12 protein-coding genes are annotated in these 16797 nt (G+C 73.1%); 5 read left to right on the top strand and 7 right to left on the bottom strand.

Annotated elements, in window-relative coordinates; all coding sequences use genetic code 11:
• Positions 1-185 precede the first annotated feature (185 nt).
• From AFM16_RS25675 to AFM16_RS25665, 3 genes are all read left to right on the top strand, one after another.
• Positions 186-2894, top strand: coding sequence for a lysylphosphatidylglycerol synthase domain-containing protein (locus tag AFM16_RS25675; RefSeq protein ID WP_030784045.1), 2709 nt, complete (start codon positions 186-188; stop codon positions 2892-2894).
• A gap of 71 nt (positions 2895-2965) precedes the next feature.
• Positions 2966-4504, top strand: a complete 1539-nt coding sequence (locus tag AFM16_RS25670) for an alpha/beta hydrolase (RefSeq protein ID WP_078634743.1) — start codon at positions 2966-2968, stop codon at positions 4502-4504.
• 155 nt (positions 4505-4659) lie between these two features.
• Positions 4660-6213, top strand: coding sequence for an alpha/beta hydrolase (locus AFM16_RS25665; protein WP_078634742.1), 1554 nt, complete (start codon positions 4660-4662; stop codon positions 6211-6213).
• Between the two features lie 92 nt (positions 6214-6305).
• Here AFM16_RS25665 and moeZ read toward each other — a convergent pair whose 3' ends face one another.
• From moeZ to AFM16_RS25630, 7 genes are all read right to left on the bottom strand, one after another.
• A complete protein-coding gene (moeZ, locus tag AFM16_RS25660) occupies positions 6306-7484 on the bottom strand; it encodes an adenylyltransferase/sulfurtransferase MoeZ (protein WP_030784037.1) in 1179 nt (392 codons plus the stop codon).
• Between the two features lie 63 nt (positions 7485-7547).
• Entirely contained in the window at positions 7548-8306 is a 759-nt protein-coding gene (locus AFM16_RS25655) for a spherulation-specific family 4 protein (protein ID WP_030784034.1), read from the bottom strand.
• Positions 8294-9256 carry an NAD-dependent epimerase/dehydratase family protein gene (locus AFM16_RS25650; RefSeq protein ID WP_030784030.1) on the bottom strand — a complete coding sequence of 321 codons (963 nt, stop codon included), beginning with the start codon at positions 9254-9256 and terminating at the stop codon, positions 8294-8296. The genes AFM16_RS25655 and AFM16_RS25650 overlap by 13 nt, the downstream gene beginning before the upstream one ends.
• A gap of 273 nt (positions 9257-9529) precedes the next feature.
• A complete protein-coding gene (locus tag AFM16_RS25645) occupies positions 9530-10855 on the bottom strand; it encodes a hypothetical protein (RefSeq protein WP_245177802.1) in 1326 nt (441 codons plus the stop codon).
• A complete protein-coding gene (locus AFM16_RS25640; protein WP_078634741.1) occupies positions 10852-12714 on the bottom strand; it encodes a DUF3492 domain-containing protein in 1863 nt (620 codons plus the stop codon). The genes AFM16_RS25645 and AFM16_RS25640 overlap by 4 nt, the downstream gene beginning before the upstream one ends.
• A 223-nt stretch (positions 12715-12937) precedes the next feature.
• Positions 12938-14524, bottom strand: a complete 1587-nt coding sequence (locus AFM16_RS25635; RefSeq protein ID WP_078634740.1) for a DUF3152 domain-containing protein — start codon at positions 14522-14524, stop codon at positions 12938-12940.
• 7 nt (positions 14525-14531) lie between these two features.
• Positions 14532-15503: an alpha/beta fold hydrolase gene (locus AFM16_RS25630; RefSeq protein WP_030784022.1), complete on the bottom strand. Its 972-nt coding sequence runs from the start codon at positions 15501-15503 to the stop codon at positions 14532-14534.
• Between the two features lie 198 nt (positions 15504-15701).
• On the opposite strand from AFM16_RS25630, the gene AFM16_RS25625 reads away from it, so the two are divergent.
• Both AFM16_RS25625 and AFM16_RS25620 read left to right on the top strand, forming a co-directional pair.
• Positions 15702-15920 (top strand): Rv3202a family protein, encoded by a 219-nt coding sequence (locus AFM16_RS25625; RefSeq protein ID WP_030784020.1) that lies wholly within the window; start codon positions 15702-15704, stop codon positions 15918-15920.
• Positions 15921-16130: 210 nt separating this feature from the next.
• A complete protein-coding gene (locus AFM16_RS25620; protein ID WP_030784017.1) occupies positions 16131-16772 on the top strand; it encodes a TetR/AcrR family transcriptional regulator in 642 nt (213 codons plus the stop codon).
• Positions 16773-16797: the final 25 nt, after the last annotated feature.

Below are 16797 nucleotides of genomic sequence, written 5' to 3'. Positions count from 1 at the left end.
CGACCCATCCTGCCGCACCGCACCGACAATGCGACGGGCCCGCCACCGTGCGTGACCCTCGCCCCGGGAACGGCCTTCGGGCAGACTGTGCGCCCCCGCGTTTGCACCCTGATGCCCCCGTGTGTCGGTGCGGCATGCCACCATCGTGCGGGCGGTGACCGGTGATACGAGATCAAGAAGAGACGATGAAGCAGCAGGGTGTGCACCCCGAGGACGCCGAGGGCACCTCTGACGCCGGGTCGCGCCCGGAGGCCGCCGACGACCGGCGGGAGGAGGTGCACATCGACGAGGTGGAAGGCGACGAACCGCTGCTCCCCGCGCGTGTGCACCGCCCTTCCGACCTGATGCGGCTGCTGGTCGGTGTCCTCGCGATCGCCGTGCTCCTGGGCATCGCCGCCTTCGCCCACGGCACGACCTCGGGCCTCGAACAGGACATCAACAAGGGCACCGGACAGGCGCCCGACCTGCTCATCAAGATCGCCGGACTGGCGTCCAGCATCGCGATCCTGCTGGTGCCCGTCGCATTCGCGATCGAACGCCTCATCAAACGGGACGGACTGCGCATCGCCGACGGTGTGCTCGCGGCCGTCCTCGCCCATGGTGTGACCCTCGCCACCGACCTCTGGGTGGCGAAGGCCGCCCCGGGCTCGATCCAGGAGGCGCTGACCCAGCCCTCCCCCGGTGACATCCACGCCCTCACCGACCCGGTGCACGGCTATCTCGCGCCCGTCATCGCGTACATGACGGCCGTCGGCATGTCTCGTCGGCCGCGCTGGCGGTCGGTGCTGTGGATCGTGCTGCTCCTCGACGCGTTCTCGATGCTCGTCACCGGCTACACCACCCCGTTCTCGATCATCCTGACGGTACTGATCGGCTGGACGGTGGCGTACGGCACGCTGTACGCGGTCGGCTCGCCGAACGTACGGCCCACCGGGCGCACGCTGATGGCGGGCCTGCGGCACGTCGGCTTCCACCCGGTGAGCGCGGCCCGTGAGGAGGCACCGGACGCCGCCGAGACCGGCGACCGCGGCCGGCGCTACTTCGTCACCCTGGAGGACGGTCCACCGCTGGACGTCACGGTCGTCGACCGCGAACAGCAGGCGCAGGGCTTCTTCTACCGCGCGTGGCGCAATCTGACGCTGCGGGGCTTCGCCACCCGCAGCAGCCTCCAGTCGCTGCGCCAGGCCCTCGAACAGGAGGCGCTGCTCGCCTACGCGGCGATCGCCGCGGGCGCCAACGCGCCGAAGCTGATCGCGACCTCGGAACTCGGCCCGGACGCCGTGATGCTCGTCTACGAGCACACCGGCGGGCGCACGCTCGACTCGCTGGCCGACGAGGAGATCACCGACGAGCTGCTGCGGGACACCTGGCACCAGGTGCGCGCCCTCCAGTCGCGGCGCATCGCACACCGCAGGCTGGTGGGGGACGCGATTCTGGTGGATCGTTCCGGCACGGTCATCCTGACCGATCTGCGCGTCGGTGAGATCGCGGCGAACAACCTGCTGCTGCGCATGGACATCTCCCAGTTGCTGGTGACGCTCGGCCTGCGGGTGGGCGCCGATCGGGCGGTCGCCTCGGCGGTGAGCCTGCTCGGCCCGGACACCGTGGCCGACTGTCTGCCGATGCTCCAGCCGATCGCGCTCAGCCGCTCCACGCGCGCGACGCTGCGCCGCCTGGCCCGCGAGCGCGCCCAGCGCGAGCGCGAAGCGGTCCTGGAGGCGTCCCGGCAGGCCAAGCAGGCCAGGCTGGGCGACGGGCACGACGAGCCGGTGGACCTGGAGAAGGCCGACAGGAAGGCTGACCGGAAGGCCGACAAGAAGGCCGTACGCGCGGAGCAGCGGGCCGAGAAGCGGGCCATCGACGAGGCGCTGGAGGAGGCCCGCGAGGAGGATCTGCTGACCCAGATCCGGCACGAGGTGCTGCTGATCCGCCCGCAGGCCCCGGTCGAGCCGGCCCGGCTGGAGCGGGTGCGGCCGCGCACCCTGATCAGCTTCATCGCCGGCGCCATCGGCGCGTACTTCCTGCTCACCCAGCTCACCCACATCGAGTTCGGGCCGCTGGTCGCCAACGCCGAGTGGGGCTGGGTGGCCGCGGCGGTGCTGTTCTCGGCGCTGAGCTATCTCGCCGCGGCGATGAGCCTGCTGGGGTTCGTGCCGGAGAGGGTGCCGTTCGTGCGGACGGTGGCCGCGCAGGTCGCCGGGTCGTTCGTGAAGATCGTGGCCCCGGCCGCGGTCGGCGGCGTCGCCCTCAACACGCGGTTCCTCCAGCGGGCGGGGGTGCGGCCGGGGCTCGCGGTGGCCAGCGTCGGCGCCTCGCAGTTGTTCGGGCTGGGCTGCCACATCCTGATGCTGCTGTCCTTCGGCTATCTGACGGGCACCGAGAAGACACCGTCGCTGTCGCCGTCCCGTACGGTCATCGCCGGGCTGCTGACGGTGGCGGTCCTGGTCCTCGTGGTGACCTCGGTGCCGTTCCTGCGGAAGTTCGTCGTCACGCGCGTGCGGTCGCTGTTCGCGGGCGTCGTGCCGCGCATGCTGGACGTGCTCCAGCGGCCGCAGAAGCTGGTCACCGGCATCGGCGGCATGCTGCTGCTGACGGCCTGCTTCGTGATGTGTCTGGACGCGTCGATCCGCGCGTTCGGCGACGAGACGACCTCGATCAGCATCGCCAGCGTCGCCGTCGTCTTCCTCGCAGGCAACGCGCTCGGCTCCGCCGCCCCCACCCCGGGCGGTGTCGGTGCCGTCGAGGCGACCCTGACGGTCGGCCTGATCGCGGTCGGGCTGCCCAAGGAGGTCGCCGCCCCGGCGGTGCTGCTCTTCCGGCTGCTGACGCTGTGGATCCCGGTGCTGCCGGGCTGGCTGGCTTTCAACCACCTCACCCGCAAGGGCGCCCTCTAGGCGCTCCCGGGCCGTACCTCGTACGGCCCGCGCCCCGCGCGCGGGGGCGGGGCCGACCGCAGGATGGGGGCATGCCGAACCCCTCCCGTCTGCGCGCCGCCGCCGTGTCCGCCCTTCTGCTGTCGTGCCTGGTGGCCGGGTGCGGCAAGGATGCCGGGGACGAGGATCTGACGGCGCAGAAGCTGGACTGGGAGGACTGTCCGGCCCCGTCGCAGGCGGAGGGCGGCGGCAGTGCCCCCTCCCCGCTGCCGAACGGCGGCACCTGGCAGTGCGCCACCATGAAGGCACCCCTGGACTGGGACGACCCGAAGGGCGACACGATCGGGATCGCGCTGATCCGGGCCCAAACGAGCGGCCCCGCTGACCGACGGATCGGCTCCCTGGTCTTCAACTTCGGCGGCCCCGGCGGCTCGGGCGTCAGCACCCTGCCCGCGTTCGGCGAGGACTACGAGAAGCTGCGCACCCGCTACGACCTGGTCAGCTTCGACCCGCGCGGGGTGGGCCGCAGCGCCGGGGTGCGCTGCGAGAACGACCGGCAGCTCGACGCGTACTTCCAGCAGGACACGACCCCCGACGACGCCGCCGAGCGCGCCACGCTGCTGGACAACACCGAGGAGTTCAACGCGGCCTGCGAGCGGAACTCCGGGAAGACCCTGCCGCATGTGCGCACCACCGACGCGGCCCGTGACATGGATCTGATGCGCCAGGTGCTGGGCGACCGCAGGCTGTACTACTTCGGCATCTCCTACGGCACCGAACTGGGCGGCGTGTACGCCCACCTGTTCCCGAAGAACGTGGGGCGGGCCGTGTTCGACGCGGTCGTCGATCCGACGCAGACCTCCGAGCAGGGCGCGCTCGGCCAGGCCAGGGGCTTCCAGCGGGCCCTCGACAACTACGCCGAGGACTGCACGTCCCAGGTGGAGGACTGCCCGGTCGGCGACACCGCCGAGGACGTGAAGAACCGGATCGCCACGCTGCTGAAGGACCTCGACGCCAAACCGATCCCGGGTGCCTTCCCGCGCGAGCTGACCCAGAGCGCCGCGACCAACGGGATCGCTCAGGCCCTGTACTCCAAGGACTTCTGGCCGTACCTCACCGAGGGGCTGGAGCAGGCGTACGACGGGGACGGCAGGATCCTGATGCTGCTGTCCGACTCGATGAACGGCCGCAGCGAGAACGGCGAGTACAGCAACATCGCGGCCGCCAACGTCTCCATCAACTGCGCCGACGACAAGCCGCGCTACTCCGTCGCCGACGTCGAGGCGCGGCTGCCGGAGTTCCGTGCCGCCTCCCCGCTGTTCGGGGACTTCCTGGCCTGGTCCATGGTCACCTGCACCGACTGGCCGGTGCCGGGCGCCGCCGACCACCCCGACGTCAGCGCGCCCGGCGCGGCGCCGATCCTCGTCATCGGCAACACCGGTGACCCGGCGACCCCGTACGAGGGGGCGGGGCGGATGGTGGACGCGCTCGGCGAGGGCGTCGGTGTCGAACTGACCTACCGGGGGCAGGGGCACGGCGCCTACGACAGCAAGAACGAGTGCGTCCAGTCGGCGGTGAACGGCTACCTCCTCGACGGCACGGTGCCGGCGGCGGGCACCGTCTGCTCCTGACCTCACCCCGAGACCTCGAAATCCCCGGGGATCTGGCAAAGCCGCAGGTCAAAAGGTTATCCACAGGCTCATCCGGGTGCGCCCCACTCCGCCTACCATGGCAGGACTGCCGTCCCGCCACCCGGCGCGGACGGTCCGCGAGGGGGGAAATGCACATGGCGCGATACCTACGGTGGGCGGCGCTCGGCGCCACCGCCGCACTGCTGGCGACCGGCTGTAGCGGCGGCTCGTCGGACGACGGGGGCGACGGCAAGGGGGCCTCGGCCGGCGCGCGACCGTCGGACGGCTCCCCGGCCACGGCGGCGCTGCCCGCCTCGCTGACCGGGCAGAAGCTCGACTGGGGCCGGTGCAGGTCCACCGCCGACGACTCCGCGCCCGGCGGGGAGTGGCGGTGCGCGTCGCTGAAGGTGCCGCTGGACTGGTCGAAGCCTGAAGGCAAGACCATCGACCTCGCGCTGGTCCGCGCCGCATCCCGAGCCAAGGGCGACAAGCGGGTCGGCTCGCTGCTGTTCAACTTCGGCGGCCCCGGCGGCTCCGGCGTGTCCACGCTCCCCTCCTACGGCTCCGCGTTCTCCACGCTCCGCGACAGCTACGACCTGGTGAGCTGGGACCCGCGCGGGGTGAGCCGGAGCGAGGGCGTCCGCTGCCGCGACGACAAGGAGATCCAGGCCGCCGAGTCCCTCGACTCCACCCCGGACACCGCGGCGGAGGAGCGGGCCTACTTCCAGGACGCCGAGGACTTCGGCAAGGGCTGTGAGAAGAGCGCCGGCTCCCTGCTGGCGCACGTCTCCACCACGGACACCGCCCGCGACATGGACCTGATGCGCCAGGTCCTCGGCGACACCAGGATGCACTACTTCGGCATCTCCTACGGCACCGAACTGGGCGGCGTGTACGCCCACTTGTTCCCGAAGAACGTGGGGCGGCTGATCCTGGACGCGGTCGTCGACCCGAGCGCCGACACCGTCGGCCACGCCAAGAACCAGGCCCGGGGCTTCCAGCGCGCGCTGGAGGACTACCTCAAGTCCACCGGCCAGGACCCGAAGCGGGGCAGCGCGAAGATCGCGGACCTCCTGGACCGGATCGACAGTGACCCGCTGCCGACCTCGGACGGCCGTGAGCTGACCCAGTCGCTCGCCGTCATCGGTGTCGTCCTGCCGCTCTACAGCGAGCAGAGCTGGCCGGCCCTGACCAGCGCGCTGGAGGCGGCCGAGCGAGGTGACGGCTCCGAACTGCTGTCGCTCGCCGACAGCTACAACGAGCGCGACCCCTCGGGGAACTACGGCACGACGACCCACTCCCAGCGCGTCATATCGTGCTTGGACGACAAGCAGCGGCCGACCGCCGAGGAGACGAAGAAGCTGCTGCCGGAGTTCGAGAAGATCTCGCCCGTCTTCGGCGACTTCCTCGGCTGGGACACGGCCGGCTGGTGCCACGACTGGCCGGTGGCGGGGCAGTTCGACACCCCGGAGGTGAGCGCGCCGGGTGCCGCGCCGATCCTGCTGGTGGGCAACACCGGCGACCCGGCGACCCCCTACGAGGGTGCCCGCGAGATGGCCGACGAGCTGGGCAAGGGCGTCGGGGTGCTGCTCACCTGGAAGGGCGAGGGGCACGGTGCGTACGGCAGCGGGAGCGACTGTGTCGACGCCGCGGTGGACGCGTATCTGCTCAAGGGCACGGTGCCGAAGGACGGCACGGTCTGCTCATGACGACGGCGGGGGCTCCGGGCACCCGTGGTGTCCGAAGCCCCCGCCGCTCGGCCGGTGAGGCAGGTGAGGCCGTCAGGGCTGTTCGTGCCGGGTCAGTAGACCGGCTTGCTCGGCTCGATCTGGTTGACCCAGCCGATCACACCGCCGCCGACGTGCACGGCGTCCGCGAAGCCCGCGGACTTCAGCACCGCGAGGACTTCCGCACTGCGGACACCCGTCTTGCAGTGCAGGACGATCTTCCGGTCCTGGGGCAGGCCCTCCAGGGCGGTGCCGAGCAGGAACTCGTTCTTCGGGATCAGCTTGGCGCCCGGGATGGAGACGATCTCGTACTCGTTCGGCTCGCGGACGTCGATGATCTCGATGTTCTCGCCGTCGTCGATCCACTCCTTGAGCTGCTTGGGAGTGATCGTCGAACCGGCCGCCGCCTCCTGGGCCTCCTCGGAGACGACGCCGCAGAAGGCCTCGTAGTCGATGAGTTCGGTGACGGTCGGGTTCTCGCCGCAGACCGCGCAGTTCGGGTCCTTGCGGACCTTGACCTGGCGGTACTGCATCTCCAGGGCGTCGTAGATCATCAGGCGGCCGACCAGGGGTTCACCGGTGCCGGTGAGGACCTTGATCGCCTCGGTGACCTGGATGGAGCCGATGGACGCGCACAGCACACCGAGGACACCGCCCTCGGCGCAGGAGGGGACCATGCCCGGCGGCGGGGGCTCCGGGTACAGGCACCGGTAGCAGGGGCCGTGCTCGGACCAGAAGACGGACGCCTGGCCGTCGAAGCGGTAGATCGAACCCCATACGTACGGCTTGTTCAGCAGCACGCACGCGTCGTTGACCAGGTAGCGGGTCGCGAAGTTGTCCGTGCCGTCGACGATCAGGTCGTACTGGCTGAAGATGTCCAGCACGTTCTCGGCCTCGAGCCGCTCTTCGTGGAGGATCACGTTCACGTACGGGTTGATGCCCTTGACGGAGTCGCGCGCGGACTCGGCCTTGGAGCGGCCGATGTCGGCCTGGCTGTGGATGATCTGACGCTGGAGGTTGGACTCGTCGACCTCGTCGAACTCCACGATGCCGAGCGTGCCCACGCCCGCCGCCGCCAGGTACATCAGCGCCGGCGAGCCCAGGCCGCCGGCGCCCACACAGAGCACCTTGGCGTTCTTCAGCCGCTTCTGCCCGTCCATCCCGACGTCCGGGATGATCAGGTGGCGGGAGTACCGGCGAACCTCGTCTACGGTGAGTTCGGAGGCTGGCTCGACCAGGGGTGGCAGCGACACGGGGACTCCGTTGGTCGGTCGATCACTACAGTTGTTCTCCCCGTAACACTGCCACGCGCTTCTTCATTCCGAGACACCTGTTCCGATCCGCGAGACGAGATCGTCCCAGTAGCCGGGCATGGTCTCCCAGGGGTCGCACCGGCCACCCTGGTCGTGCCGGTCGGTGAACCAGATCGTCCCCGCGCCCTGCCAGCGGGCGATGCGCAGCGCCTCGTCGAGATGGCTTCGGGGCACCCCGTGCACCAAGTGGCAGAAGCGCTCGGGCGGATGGTCCGCGGTCCACTCGGCGACCTGGGACCAGCGGTAGTCGCTCCAGGCGCCGGAGAAGGTGACGAGCTGGTCGGCCAGCTCGGCGTAGCCGGGGTGCGGATGGACGCCGTGACCGAGCACGATGTGGGGCGTGTCACGCAGCGTGCGGAGCGTGGTGACGGTGCGACGGATCTCGGGGAGCGTGGCGCGGTCGCTCGGACAGCGGTCCAGGAGGAAGCCGTCGACCTGGTACCAGTCGAGGTAGCGCCGCGCGTCGGCGATCCGCTCCGCGAAGGCGCGGAAGCCGTGCGCGGTGTCGACCCGGCCGAGGACCCGGACGCCCGCGTTGCGCAGCCGGCCCGCCGCGGCGAGGCAGTGCGGGTCGGGGCGCGCCCCGGGGCCGCCGGCGACGTCGAGGACCACCCAGTGCAGAGGCGGGCCGGGACGGGCGAGGTCGCCCCACTCGGCGGGCGCAAGGAGGGGGTGGGCGATGCCGGGGACACCGATGCCGGTGCGGACGTCGGTGGTGCCGGCCCCGGCGAGGCCCGTCGGAGTGCCCGTCAGATACGACATGCCGCCTCCATCCAGATGTCGGCGAGGGACTCCTCCAGGTTGATCCGGGGCCGCCAGCCCAGCCGGTCGCGGGCGGTGCGCACATCGGCCTGCTGCCAGCTCCCGCAGCCGTCCGGGTACGGGTACGCGACCGGTGCGGCGTGGTCGGGGTCGGAGCGGGGATGGCCGATGGTGGCCCGCAGATGGCCGCCGGGCGGTCCATCGAGTTCGTGGAGGGCACCGCCGTATCCGGCGACGCGCGCCAGGATCGCGGCGGCGTCGCGGAGCCGGACGGCGCGGCCGGAGCCGATGTTGATGACGCCCTGTGCCGCGGAGAGCGAGGCGGCGTGGACGGCGCGGGCGACATCGCGGACGTCGACGAAGTCGCGCTGGGCGCCGAGGCCGCCGAGTTTGAGTTCGCCGTCGCCGGACTGCATGGCGCGCCGCATGGCCTCGGCGAGCCGGCCCAGCGGAGATCCGGCGGGGGTGCCGGGTCCGGCCGGTGAGAACACGCGGAGCACGACGGCGTCCAGGCCCGAGCCGAGGACGAGTTCGGTGGCGGCGAGCTTGCTGACGCCGTACGGGCCGCCGGGGCGCGGTACGGCGTCCTCGGCGGTGGAGGAGCCGGGCTGGCTCGGGCCGTACTCGGCGCCGCAGCCGAGCTGCACCAGCCGGGCGCCGCAGCCGCTGCGGCGCAGCGCCTCGCAGACGGTGGCGACGGCGACGGTGTTGTGCCGGGTGAGGTCGCGGGCGCCGCCGCGGGTGGCGCCCGCGCAGTTGACGACGACCTGCGGGTGGACGGCGTCGAGGAACCGGGTCAGTGCGCCGGGGCTGCCGGTCGCGAGGTCGAAGCGGACGTCCGCGTCGTCGCCGCGGCCGAGCGCGGTGAGCTGGACGGCCGGGTCGGCGAGCAGACGGTCGGCGACGAAGCGGCCGAGGTAGCCGTTGGCTCCGATCAGCAGGACCCTCATCGTGCGGCCCTCCGGGTGTGCGTCATGGCCGGTCTCGGCGGTGCGGCGGCTCCTGTGACCGCGGGGGCTCCCGCGACCGCGGGGGCACCGGGCGCCCCGGTGGCTCCGGTCGCTCCGGATCGGGAGGTGGTCATCGGGTCTCTCCTTGAGGGGGTGGTGTCGAGCGGGTGGTGCGCCGGTCTGCGGCTGGGGCGCGGAGCGCGTGCGTGGTGCGTGGATCGGGGCGCGGCGGGGGTGGTGCCGGGCCCGGGGGCGCGGGGGCGTGGCCGGGCGTCAGCACGGCGGGGCCGTTCGGGCGTGGGCCGAGGCCCTGGTCAGGGTGCGGGCGGCGGGCACGAGCAGGGCCAGCGCCGCCGTGCCGCACACCAGGGCGGCGACGGCGGACGGGCCCCGGGCGGACACCAGGGTGTCCACGGGGACGGCGAGGAAGCCGCACCCGGGGAGTCGTCCCGCGAAGACGGTGGCGACGGCGAGCGCCTCGGCCGCCGCGGCGCCCGCGAGGGCGGCCGCCGGGGCGTGGGGGAAGCCGTGGGCGTGCAGGAGGCGGGCGGCCAGGAGGAGCGTGCCCAGGGTGAGGGTGGTGGCGTAGCCGGCGGGTTCGCCGAGGGCGGCCGCGCAGAGGGCGGTCAGCGCGGCGAGCGCGCACAGGTACAGGGCGAACGTGCCGAGCAGCAGGGGCCGTACGGAGGCGGCGAACTCCTCCAGGCCGTGGCTGGTGTCCAGCCGGCGGCGGGCGCGGACGGAGAGGAGGTGGGCGCACCAGGCGGCCGGCGCGCAGGACAGGAGGAGAGCGAGGACCGGCGCGAGGGCGACGGGCCAGGCGCCGCCCCCCGTACCGGCGGGCAGGTCGTCGGGGCCGCCGGCGACGGCGGCGCGCAGCAGGCCGTCGCCGAGGGCGGCGTGGACGAGCAGCCAGCAGGTCCAGGTACCGCTGCGGTGGGCTCCGGCGCGGATGCCCTCGCGTGGGCCCAGCGGCCCCCTGCGCAGGGCCGCGCGCAGGGCGAGGACGACGGCGAGCGCTCCCACGGTGACGAGCAGGAGGCGGGTCCTGCCGTGGGTGAGGCGCAGACCGGTGATCGTCGCGGCGCCCAGGACGCCGGGCAGCAGGGTCAGCAGCGCCCAGGTCCGCCGGGGCGCCGGGGACGCGGGCGGTGTGCCGGGCGCGGGGCGTGCGGGTGGGTCGGCGTCGCGGGGGACGCGGGCGTACATCTCCTCGGCGAGGGAGAAGACGTCCCGGTGCCGGAAGCGGGCGGCGGTGCGGTCGGTGACGCCGTGCGCCTCGAGGCCGGCGGCGATCTCCAGCGGGTCGACGGCGCGTTCGCACAGGTCGCGATGACGGTGCATCAGGGCCTTCACCGGGTCCACGGCACCGCGCCGGGCGGCGGCGGGCGACGGGGCTGTCCCACCGGGCACACCGGCCACACCGGCCACACCGGTCCCACTGGGCACACTGGGCACACTGGGCACACTGGCCACACCGACCCCACTGGGCACGCCGGCCCCACCGGCGCGCACGCCGTCACCAGCGCGCGCGCCCGCGTGCACGCCCTGCCTCCCGCTCTCCGCCCCCACGGCCAGGTCCTCGCCGACGCCGCTCATCGGGCTCCCTCCGCCGCCGGGACCGTGGAACGCGGAGTGCCCGGAGCGGCGGTGCCCCGTACCGGGGCCCCCGCCGCCCATCCGGGCACGCGCCGGGCCGCGGTGCCGACCGTTCCCGGGCCGGTCCAGCGGCCGGGCAGCCGGGCCTCGGCGGGGACCGCGAACGGCAGCGGGTCGCCGGCGGCGTCGAGGGCGGACCGGCGGACCGGGCTCCGCGCCACGATCTCCAGATACAGACCGTGGAACGCCTCGATGTTCTGCTCGACCGAGAACAGTTCCTGGGCGCGTGCGCGGGCGGCCGCGCCCAGGCGTGCACGGCGCTCGGGGTCGCGCAGCAGTGCCGTGCACGCCTCGGCGAGCGCCCGCGGATTGCGGGGCGGGACGACGAGCCCGGTACCGCCGATGACCTCGACGACCGCGCCGACGTCCGTGGACACGGTGGCCCGCCCGCAGAACATGGCCTCGACCAGTCCGGCCGGGAACCCCTCCACCACGCTGGACAGGACGACGACGGCTCCGGCCGCGTACGCCTCGGCGAGCGTGGGCGCCTCCGGGCCGCCGATCTCCTCGAAGGAGACGGGGTTGCAGCCGACGGCGTGCGGCCCGTCCGCCTCGTCGGGGAAGAGCTGCGCGGCCAGCATCCGGCAGTGGCCGAGGTAGGCGTGGCCCTCGGGTCCGGCCGGCGTACCGATGATCCGCAGGCGGGTCCCCGCTTCCGCCCGGTGGATCTCGGCGAAGGCGTGCAGCAGGGAGACCAGGTCCTTGGCGGGCTCGACCCGGCCGACCCAGACCAGGGTGCGCGGGTCGGCGCCGTCCGGGCCGTCGCCGACCTCGGCGAAGCCGTCGGCGGCGATGCCCGGGTGGACCGTGCGCAGCTTGTCGCGGTCGGCGCCGCAGCGCTCCTGCCAGCGGCGGGTGTGCGTGTTGCCGGGGGTGATGACCGCGGCCTGCCGGTAGACCTCGGCGGCGAGCCGTCCGTGGAACGCGGCGAGCAGGGCGCGTACGGCGGGCGCGGCCTCGTCGGCGGGCGTGCCGGGCGCCTGCGAGCTGAGGTAGTGCGTGCGCAGCCGCACGCCGTACTCGGTGAGCAGCAGCGGTACGTCGTAGTGGTGGCGGGCCAGCAGTCCGGGCAGCGCCGCGACGCCGCCGGACGTGGCGTGGCAGAGGTCGACCGAGCCGAGCCCCCGTGTGCCGGGCGCCCCCGTGCCGGTGCCGCCGTCGGGCTCGTACCAGTCGAGCGACAGGGGGCGCAGGGCGCGTTCGAGGTGGGCGGCGACGGCAAGCAGATCGGTGACGCGCGCCTCGCGCGCCGTGCGCCGGGCGCCGGGGGCGCGGCAGGCGCGTTCCAGGGCGCGCACGGCGCCCTCCGAGCGGAGCGCTCCCACCAGCCCGCCTTCGTCACGGGCCAGCCCGGCGAGCCCGTACAGCGCGTTGGCGAAACGGTCCGCCTGGGCATCGGCACGGGAAGCGGGGCGCTCGACGGGTCCCTGCGAACCGCCCTCCGGACCGCGCTCCGTACCGCCCCCCGCCCGGCCCTCCGCACGGTCCTCCGTCCGGCCCTCCGCCCGGTCCTCGCAGAGAACGGCCGCCAGCTCCTCGTAGCACTCGGTGAAGCGCCGGCGTGCGCGCCTGCCGTGCGCGACCCCGTCGTCCACGGCCGTCCACAGCGGTGCCGTGCGGACGCCGCTGACCTGCGGCGGCAGCGCGACCAGGCCGGCTTCCTCGTGCCGCGGGCCGCCGCTGAGCGCGTAGACCTCGAACTCGTGCCGCCCGAGCCCGCGCACGAGCCGGTCGCACCAGAGTCCGGCGTCACCACGCACAAACGGATAGCCACCCTCTGTCAGCAGTCCGATGCGCACGCACGCACCCCCGATCTCCCGTTTGGGGAGCCGCCGTTGACCCGGCGGCTCGCAGCGGGAAGAACGTATGCGGACAAGAGGGTGGTGCGACGGACGGTTGTCCGTCGCACCACCGGAAGGGGTGAACGCTCGTAACTTTCCGACGCGGAGGGCGTTCCGTCACGCTAGGAGATCACTCGGGCACGAAACGTCACCGCGGCGACGGGACGCCGGTGCCGGACGATCAACTCTTCGGGTACGCCCAGGGGTTGGGCAGACAGTGGACGTCGCCGTGGTCGAGGAACTTGGTCTGCTGCTGCATCACGGGCGCGAGATCGCCGTCCTTGTCGCAGGTCACATGGGAGTAGCCGAGCCGGTGACCAACCTCGTGGTTGATCAGCATCTGGCGGTACGCGTGGATGGCGTCGCCGTAGGTCGGTGAACCCTGGGCCCAGCGATAGGCGTTGATCATGACGCGTTCGGTGGCGGCCGAGTCGCAGGAGACGTTGTCCTCGGTGGTGTCCAGACCGGACTTGGCGCACCACTCGGCGGTGGTGCCGGGGCTGGCCAGGGTGATGACGAAGTCGGGTTCGCCGGAGTGGATCCGCTCGAAGGTGCGGGCACCGTTGTGGGCCCAACTGCGGTTGTCGTTCAGCGTCTTGTGCACGGCTTGGGCGAACAGGGCGCCGTCCAGGCCGAGTCCGCGCTCCACGTCCACGCGGTAGGTGAACTTCTGCCCCTTGCCGGGCGCCTTGTCGATGCCGGGGACGGCGTCGAACTTCCCGGACCCGTCGAGCTTCGCGCTGAGCTTGTAGGTGGCGTCCATCTTCTGGTCGTAGGTCAGCGTCACCGGGACGGGGGACGCGGAGGGGGCCGGGGCACCCGACTCCAGGGCCTTCTGCGCGCCCTGGGCGACCTGGCCCGCCCGGTCGTCGGCCCGTCCCGCGGCGGCCTGTGAGCGGGCGGCGTCGTCGTCCCGTGTGTCGGTGACCTGTCCGGCCACGACGACGGCCAGCACGGTGGTGACGGCGGCGGCCGCGATACCGGTGAACGTACGGCTCTTGGCGCCCTTCTCGGGCGCGGGCCCCCCGCCGGACGACGCGCCGTCGCCCGGCCCACCGGGGCCCCCGGGAGCGACCGGGTCCGCGTACTCGTCCAGACCGGTGCCGGTACCGCCGGCACCGGGGGCGGGGGCGTACGGGCCCGCCACGCTTCCGAAGCCACGGGGAGCCGTACCGCGCGGTGAGCCGTACGCGTCACCCGCACCCCCGTACCCGTCACCCGCACCCGCGTGCCCGTCGCCCGCGCGCATCGCCGCGTACGGCCGTCCCGCGCGCGTGAAGACGTCGTCGTCGGCGTCGAAGGCGTCGAGGTAGTCCTGACGCGGCCCCTGCGACGGCGCCCGCCCCTGCGACGGTGCCGGTCCCTGCGGCGGTGCGGGCCGCTGACGCGGTATCACCGGCTGCCCGGCGCCGCCCGCCGGCCCGCCCCTCAACTCGCCCCAGCCGCCCCCGGCCTCACGCTGCTCGGGATGCCCGCCGCGCACGCGCGGGACGCCGTGGGCCGGGGTGCCGTCCGGGTACCGGGGCACCCCGTGGGCGGGGGTTCCGTCGGGCAGACGGGGCACACCGCGCGCGGGGGTGCCGTCGTACGGGCCGGGCCGCGCGCCCGCGGTCCGGCCCTGGGAAGCGGCACCCGAGGCACCGCCGGAACCCGAACCGGAACCAGAACTGGAACCAGAACTGGAACCGGAACCGGGTCCACCGACCCCGTCGGAACCCTTCTTCGGCGCACCCTTGGGCGCCGGCCCGCGTCGACTGTGCCGTCCCACCTCTGCCTCAGCCTTCCGGCGTCGCGGACGCGGTATCGGCGAGCAGGTCGCGGAAGGCCAGGGCGACCGTGTCGGGATACTCCATCATCGCCACGTGCCCGGCGTCGGGCAGGGTCAGCAGCCGGGAGTCCCGGAAGGCGCGGGCGGAGCGCTGGGCCATCCGGAAGCCGACGAGCTGGTCACGGCCGCCGTAGACGAGGAGGGTCGGGGCGAGGACCCGTTCGGCCTGGCGCCACAGGCTGTGCTGTCCGCCGAGCGTGTAGGCGCTGAGCAGCCCGCGCGTGGAGCGCGAGAGCGCGTCCCAGAAGTACGGCAGCGTCAGGCGCCGTTCCAGTTCCTCCACCGCGTAGCGGAACGCCTCCGGGCTGACCCGGCCGGGATCGCCGTAGCAGAGCCCGAGGACGCCGCGGACGCGCTGTTCGGCCGTCCATTCGCGGGTGAGCCGGCTGAAGAGCGCGGCCACGCCGGGCAGGCCGACCAGGCCGGTGGGCACCGCGGTGCGCTGGACGCGCAGTTCGGGCAGCGCGGGCGAGACGAGCGTCAGGGTCCGCACCAGGTCGGGCCGTACGGCGGCGACCCGGGTCGAGACGGCGCCGCCGAGCGAGTTCCCGAAGAGATGGACGGGACCGTGTCCGGTGGCGTCGAGGTAGCGGATCACGGCACGCGCGTGTGCCGTGATGGAGTAGTTGCCGTCGTCCGGTGGCGGGGAGTCGCCGAAGCCGGGCAGGTCGACGGCCTCGCTCGCCACCGCGCCGTCGAGCAGCGCCATGAGCGCGGACCAGTTCTGCGAGGAACCGCCGAGGCCGTGCACGAACAGCGCGGGCGGGAGCCCCTCGCGCGCGGGCGGCCGGGAGCGGATCGTCAGCGTGACGCCGGGCAGCCCGACCGACCGCAGCCGCTCGCCCTCGGCGACCCGGACGGCGGCGGCCTTCGGCAGCACACTGGTCGGCGGCACGGAGGGCAGCTCGGTCGAAGACATGCGGGCAATGTTACGAGACGATCACGCGCGGTCTTGTGTGTTCGGCGTCACACGTGTGCGGCGACCGGACCGAGGTACCGGCGCGATTCAGGCGCACATCGCATAGCGTCCGAAACGGGTGTCTCCTAGGCTCGTAGCGAGGGCACCCGCTTGTGGCCCCTGCATGGTCCAGGGACGTTCGTTGGAAGGGAGCCCACCATGACCGTCGACCCCACCGACCCCGGGACGTTCGAGGAAGACGACGACTTCGGGGAGATCGACGTCGAGGCGCCGGAGAACGACGCCGCGGAGCAGTACGCGGACATCACCCCCGAGCGTGACGACCCCTTGGAGGACGTGGACCCCGCGCGGGCGAACGAGGCCGATCTCGCCGAGCAGGCACGCGTCGTCTCGCTCGACGAGGACGACTACCGCTGATCGAACACAGGAGCGGCGCGTCGAACAGGAGTGGGGCCGTATTTTGCCCGGACCGACCTGAATCAAACCTTGTGCACCACTTTTGTGATCGTCCGGTCCGTGAAATTCTGCGCTCGCACCGCGCACACGAGGGTTACCGAAAAGTACGATGGCCGCGCGGCGCACACCGCACGCGGTGCACACCGCAAGAGGACGACTTTGGGAGGCGGCGTGACAGCCATCGAGCAGACCGAGGCGGCACGCCCGCGAGGCACGCGCCTGCCGCGCCGTGCCCGACGGAACCAGCTTCTGGGCGCCGCCCAGGAGGTCTTCGTGGCTCAGGGCTACCACTCCGCCGCCATGGACGACATCGCCGAGCGGGCCGGGGTCAGCAAGCCCGTGCTGTACCAGCACTTCCCGGGCAAGCTCGACCTCTATCTGGCCCTGCTGGACCAGCACTGCGAGTCGCTCATCCAGGCCGTGCGCGGGGCGCTCGCCTCGACGACGGACAACAAGCAGCGCGTCCGCGCGACCATGGACGCCTACTTCGCGTACGTCGAGGACGACGGCGGCGCCTTCCGGCTGGTGTTCGAGTCGGACCTCACCAACGAGCCCGCGGTGCGCGAGCGCGTCGACAAGGTCACCAACGAGTGCGCCGAGGCGATCTGTGACGTGATCGCCGAGGACACCGGCCTCTCGCGCGCGGAGTCGATGCTGCTCGCCTCGGGTCTGGGCGGTCTGGCGCAGGTCGTGGCCCGCTCCTGGCTGCACAGCGACCGCAGTGTCCCGCGCGACCAGGCGGTGCAGCTCCTGGCCTCGCTGGCCTGGCGGGGCATCGCCGGATTCCCGCTGCACGGCATCGAACAGCACTGACCGCGGCGCGGCGTCGGACGGCACC

It is taken from the genome of Streptomyces antibioticus (assembly GCF_002019855.1).
Taxonomy (GTDB): Bacteria; Actinomycetota; Actinomycetes; order Streptomycetales; family Streptomycetaceae; genus Streptomyces; species Streptomyces antibioticus_B.
Note: the sequence above shows the minus strand (reverse complement) of the source record. Positions and strands in the feature narration are given on the sequence as shown.

What these genes read in the sequence shown, in the direction of transcription:
- AFM16_RS25675 (WP_030784045.1), top strand. Translation starts at nt 186, where the DNA reads ATGAAGCAGCAGGGTGTGCACCCCGAGGACGCCGAGGGCACCTCTGAC.
- AFM16_RS25670 (WP_078634743.1), top strand. Translation starts at nt 2,966, where the DNA reads ATGCCGAACCCCTCCCGTCTGCGCGCCGCCGCCGTGTCCGCCCTTCTG.
- AFM16_RS25665 (WP_078634742.1), top strand. Translation starts at nt 4,660, where the DNA reads ATGGCGCGATACCTACGGTGGGCGGCGCTCGGCGCCACCGCCGCACTG.
- AFM16_RS25655 (WP_030784034.1), bottom strand. Translation starts at nt 8,306, where the DNA reads ATGTCGTATCTGACGGGCACTCCGACGGGCCTCGCCGGGGCCGGCACC.
- AFM16_RS25650 (WP_030784030.1), bottom strand. Translation starts at nt 9,256, where the DNA reads ATGAGGGTCCTGCTGATCGGAGCCAACGGCTACCTCGGCCGCTTCGTC.
- AFM16_RS25645 (WP_245177802.1), bottom strand. Translation starts at nt 10,855, where the DNA reads ATGAGCGGCGTCGGCGAGGACCTGGCCGTGGGGGCGGAGAGCGGGAGG.
- AFM16_RS25630 (WP_030784022.1), bottom strand. Translation starts at nt 15,503, where the DNA reads ATGTCTTCGACCGAGCTGCCCTCCGTGCCGCCGACCAGTGTGCTGCCG.
- AFM16_RS25625 (WP_030784020.1), top strand. Translation starts at nt 15,702, where the DNA reads ATGACCGTCGACCCCACCGACCCCGGGACGTTCGAGGAAGACGACGAC.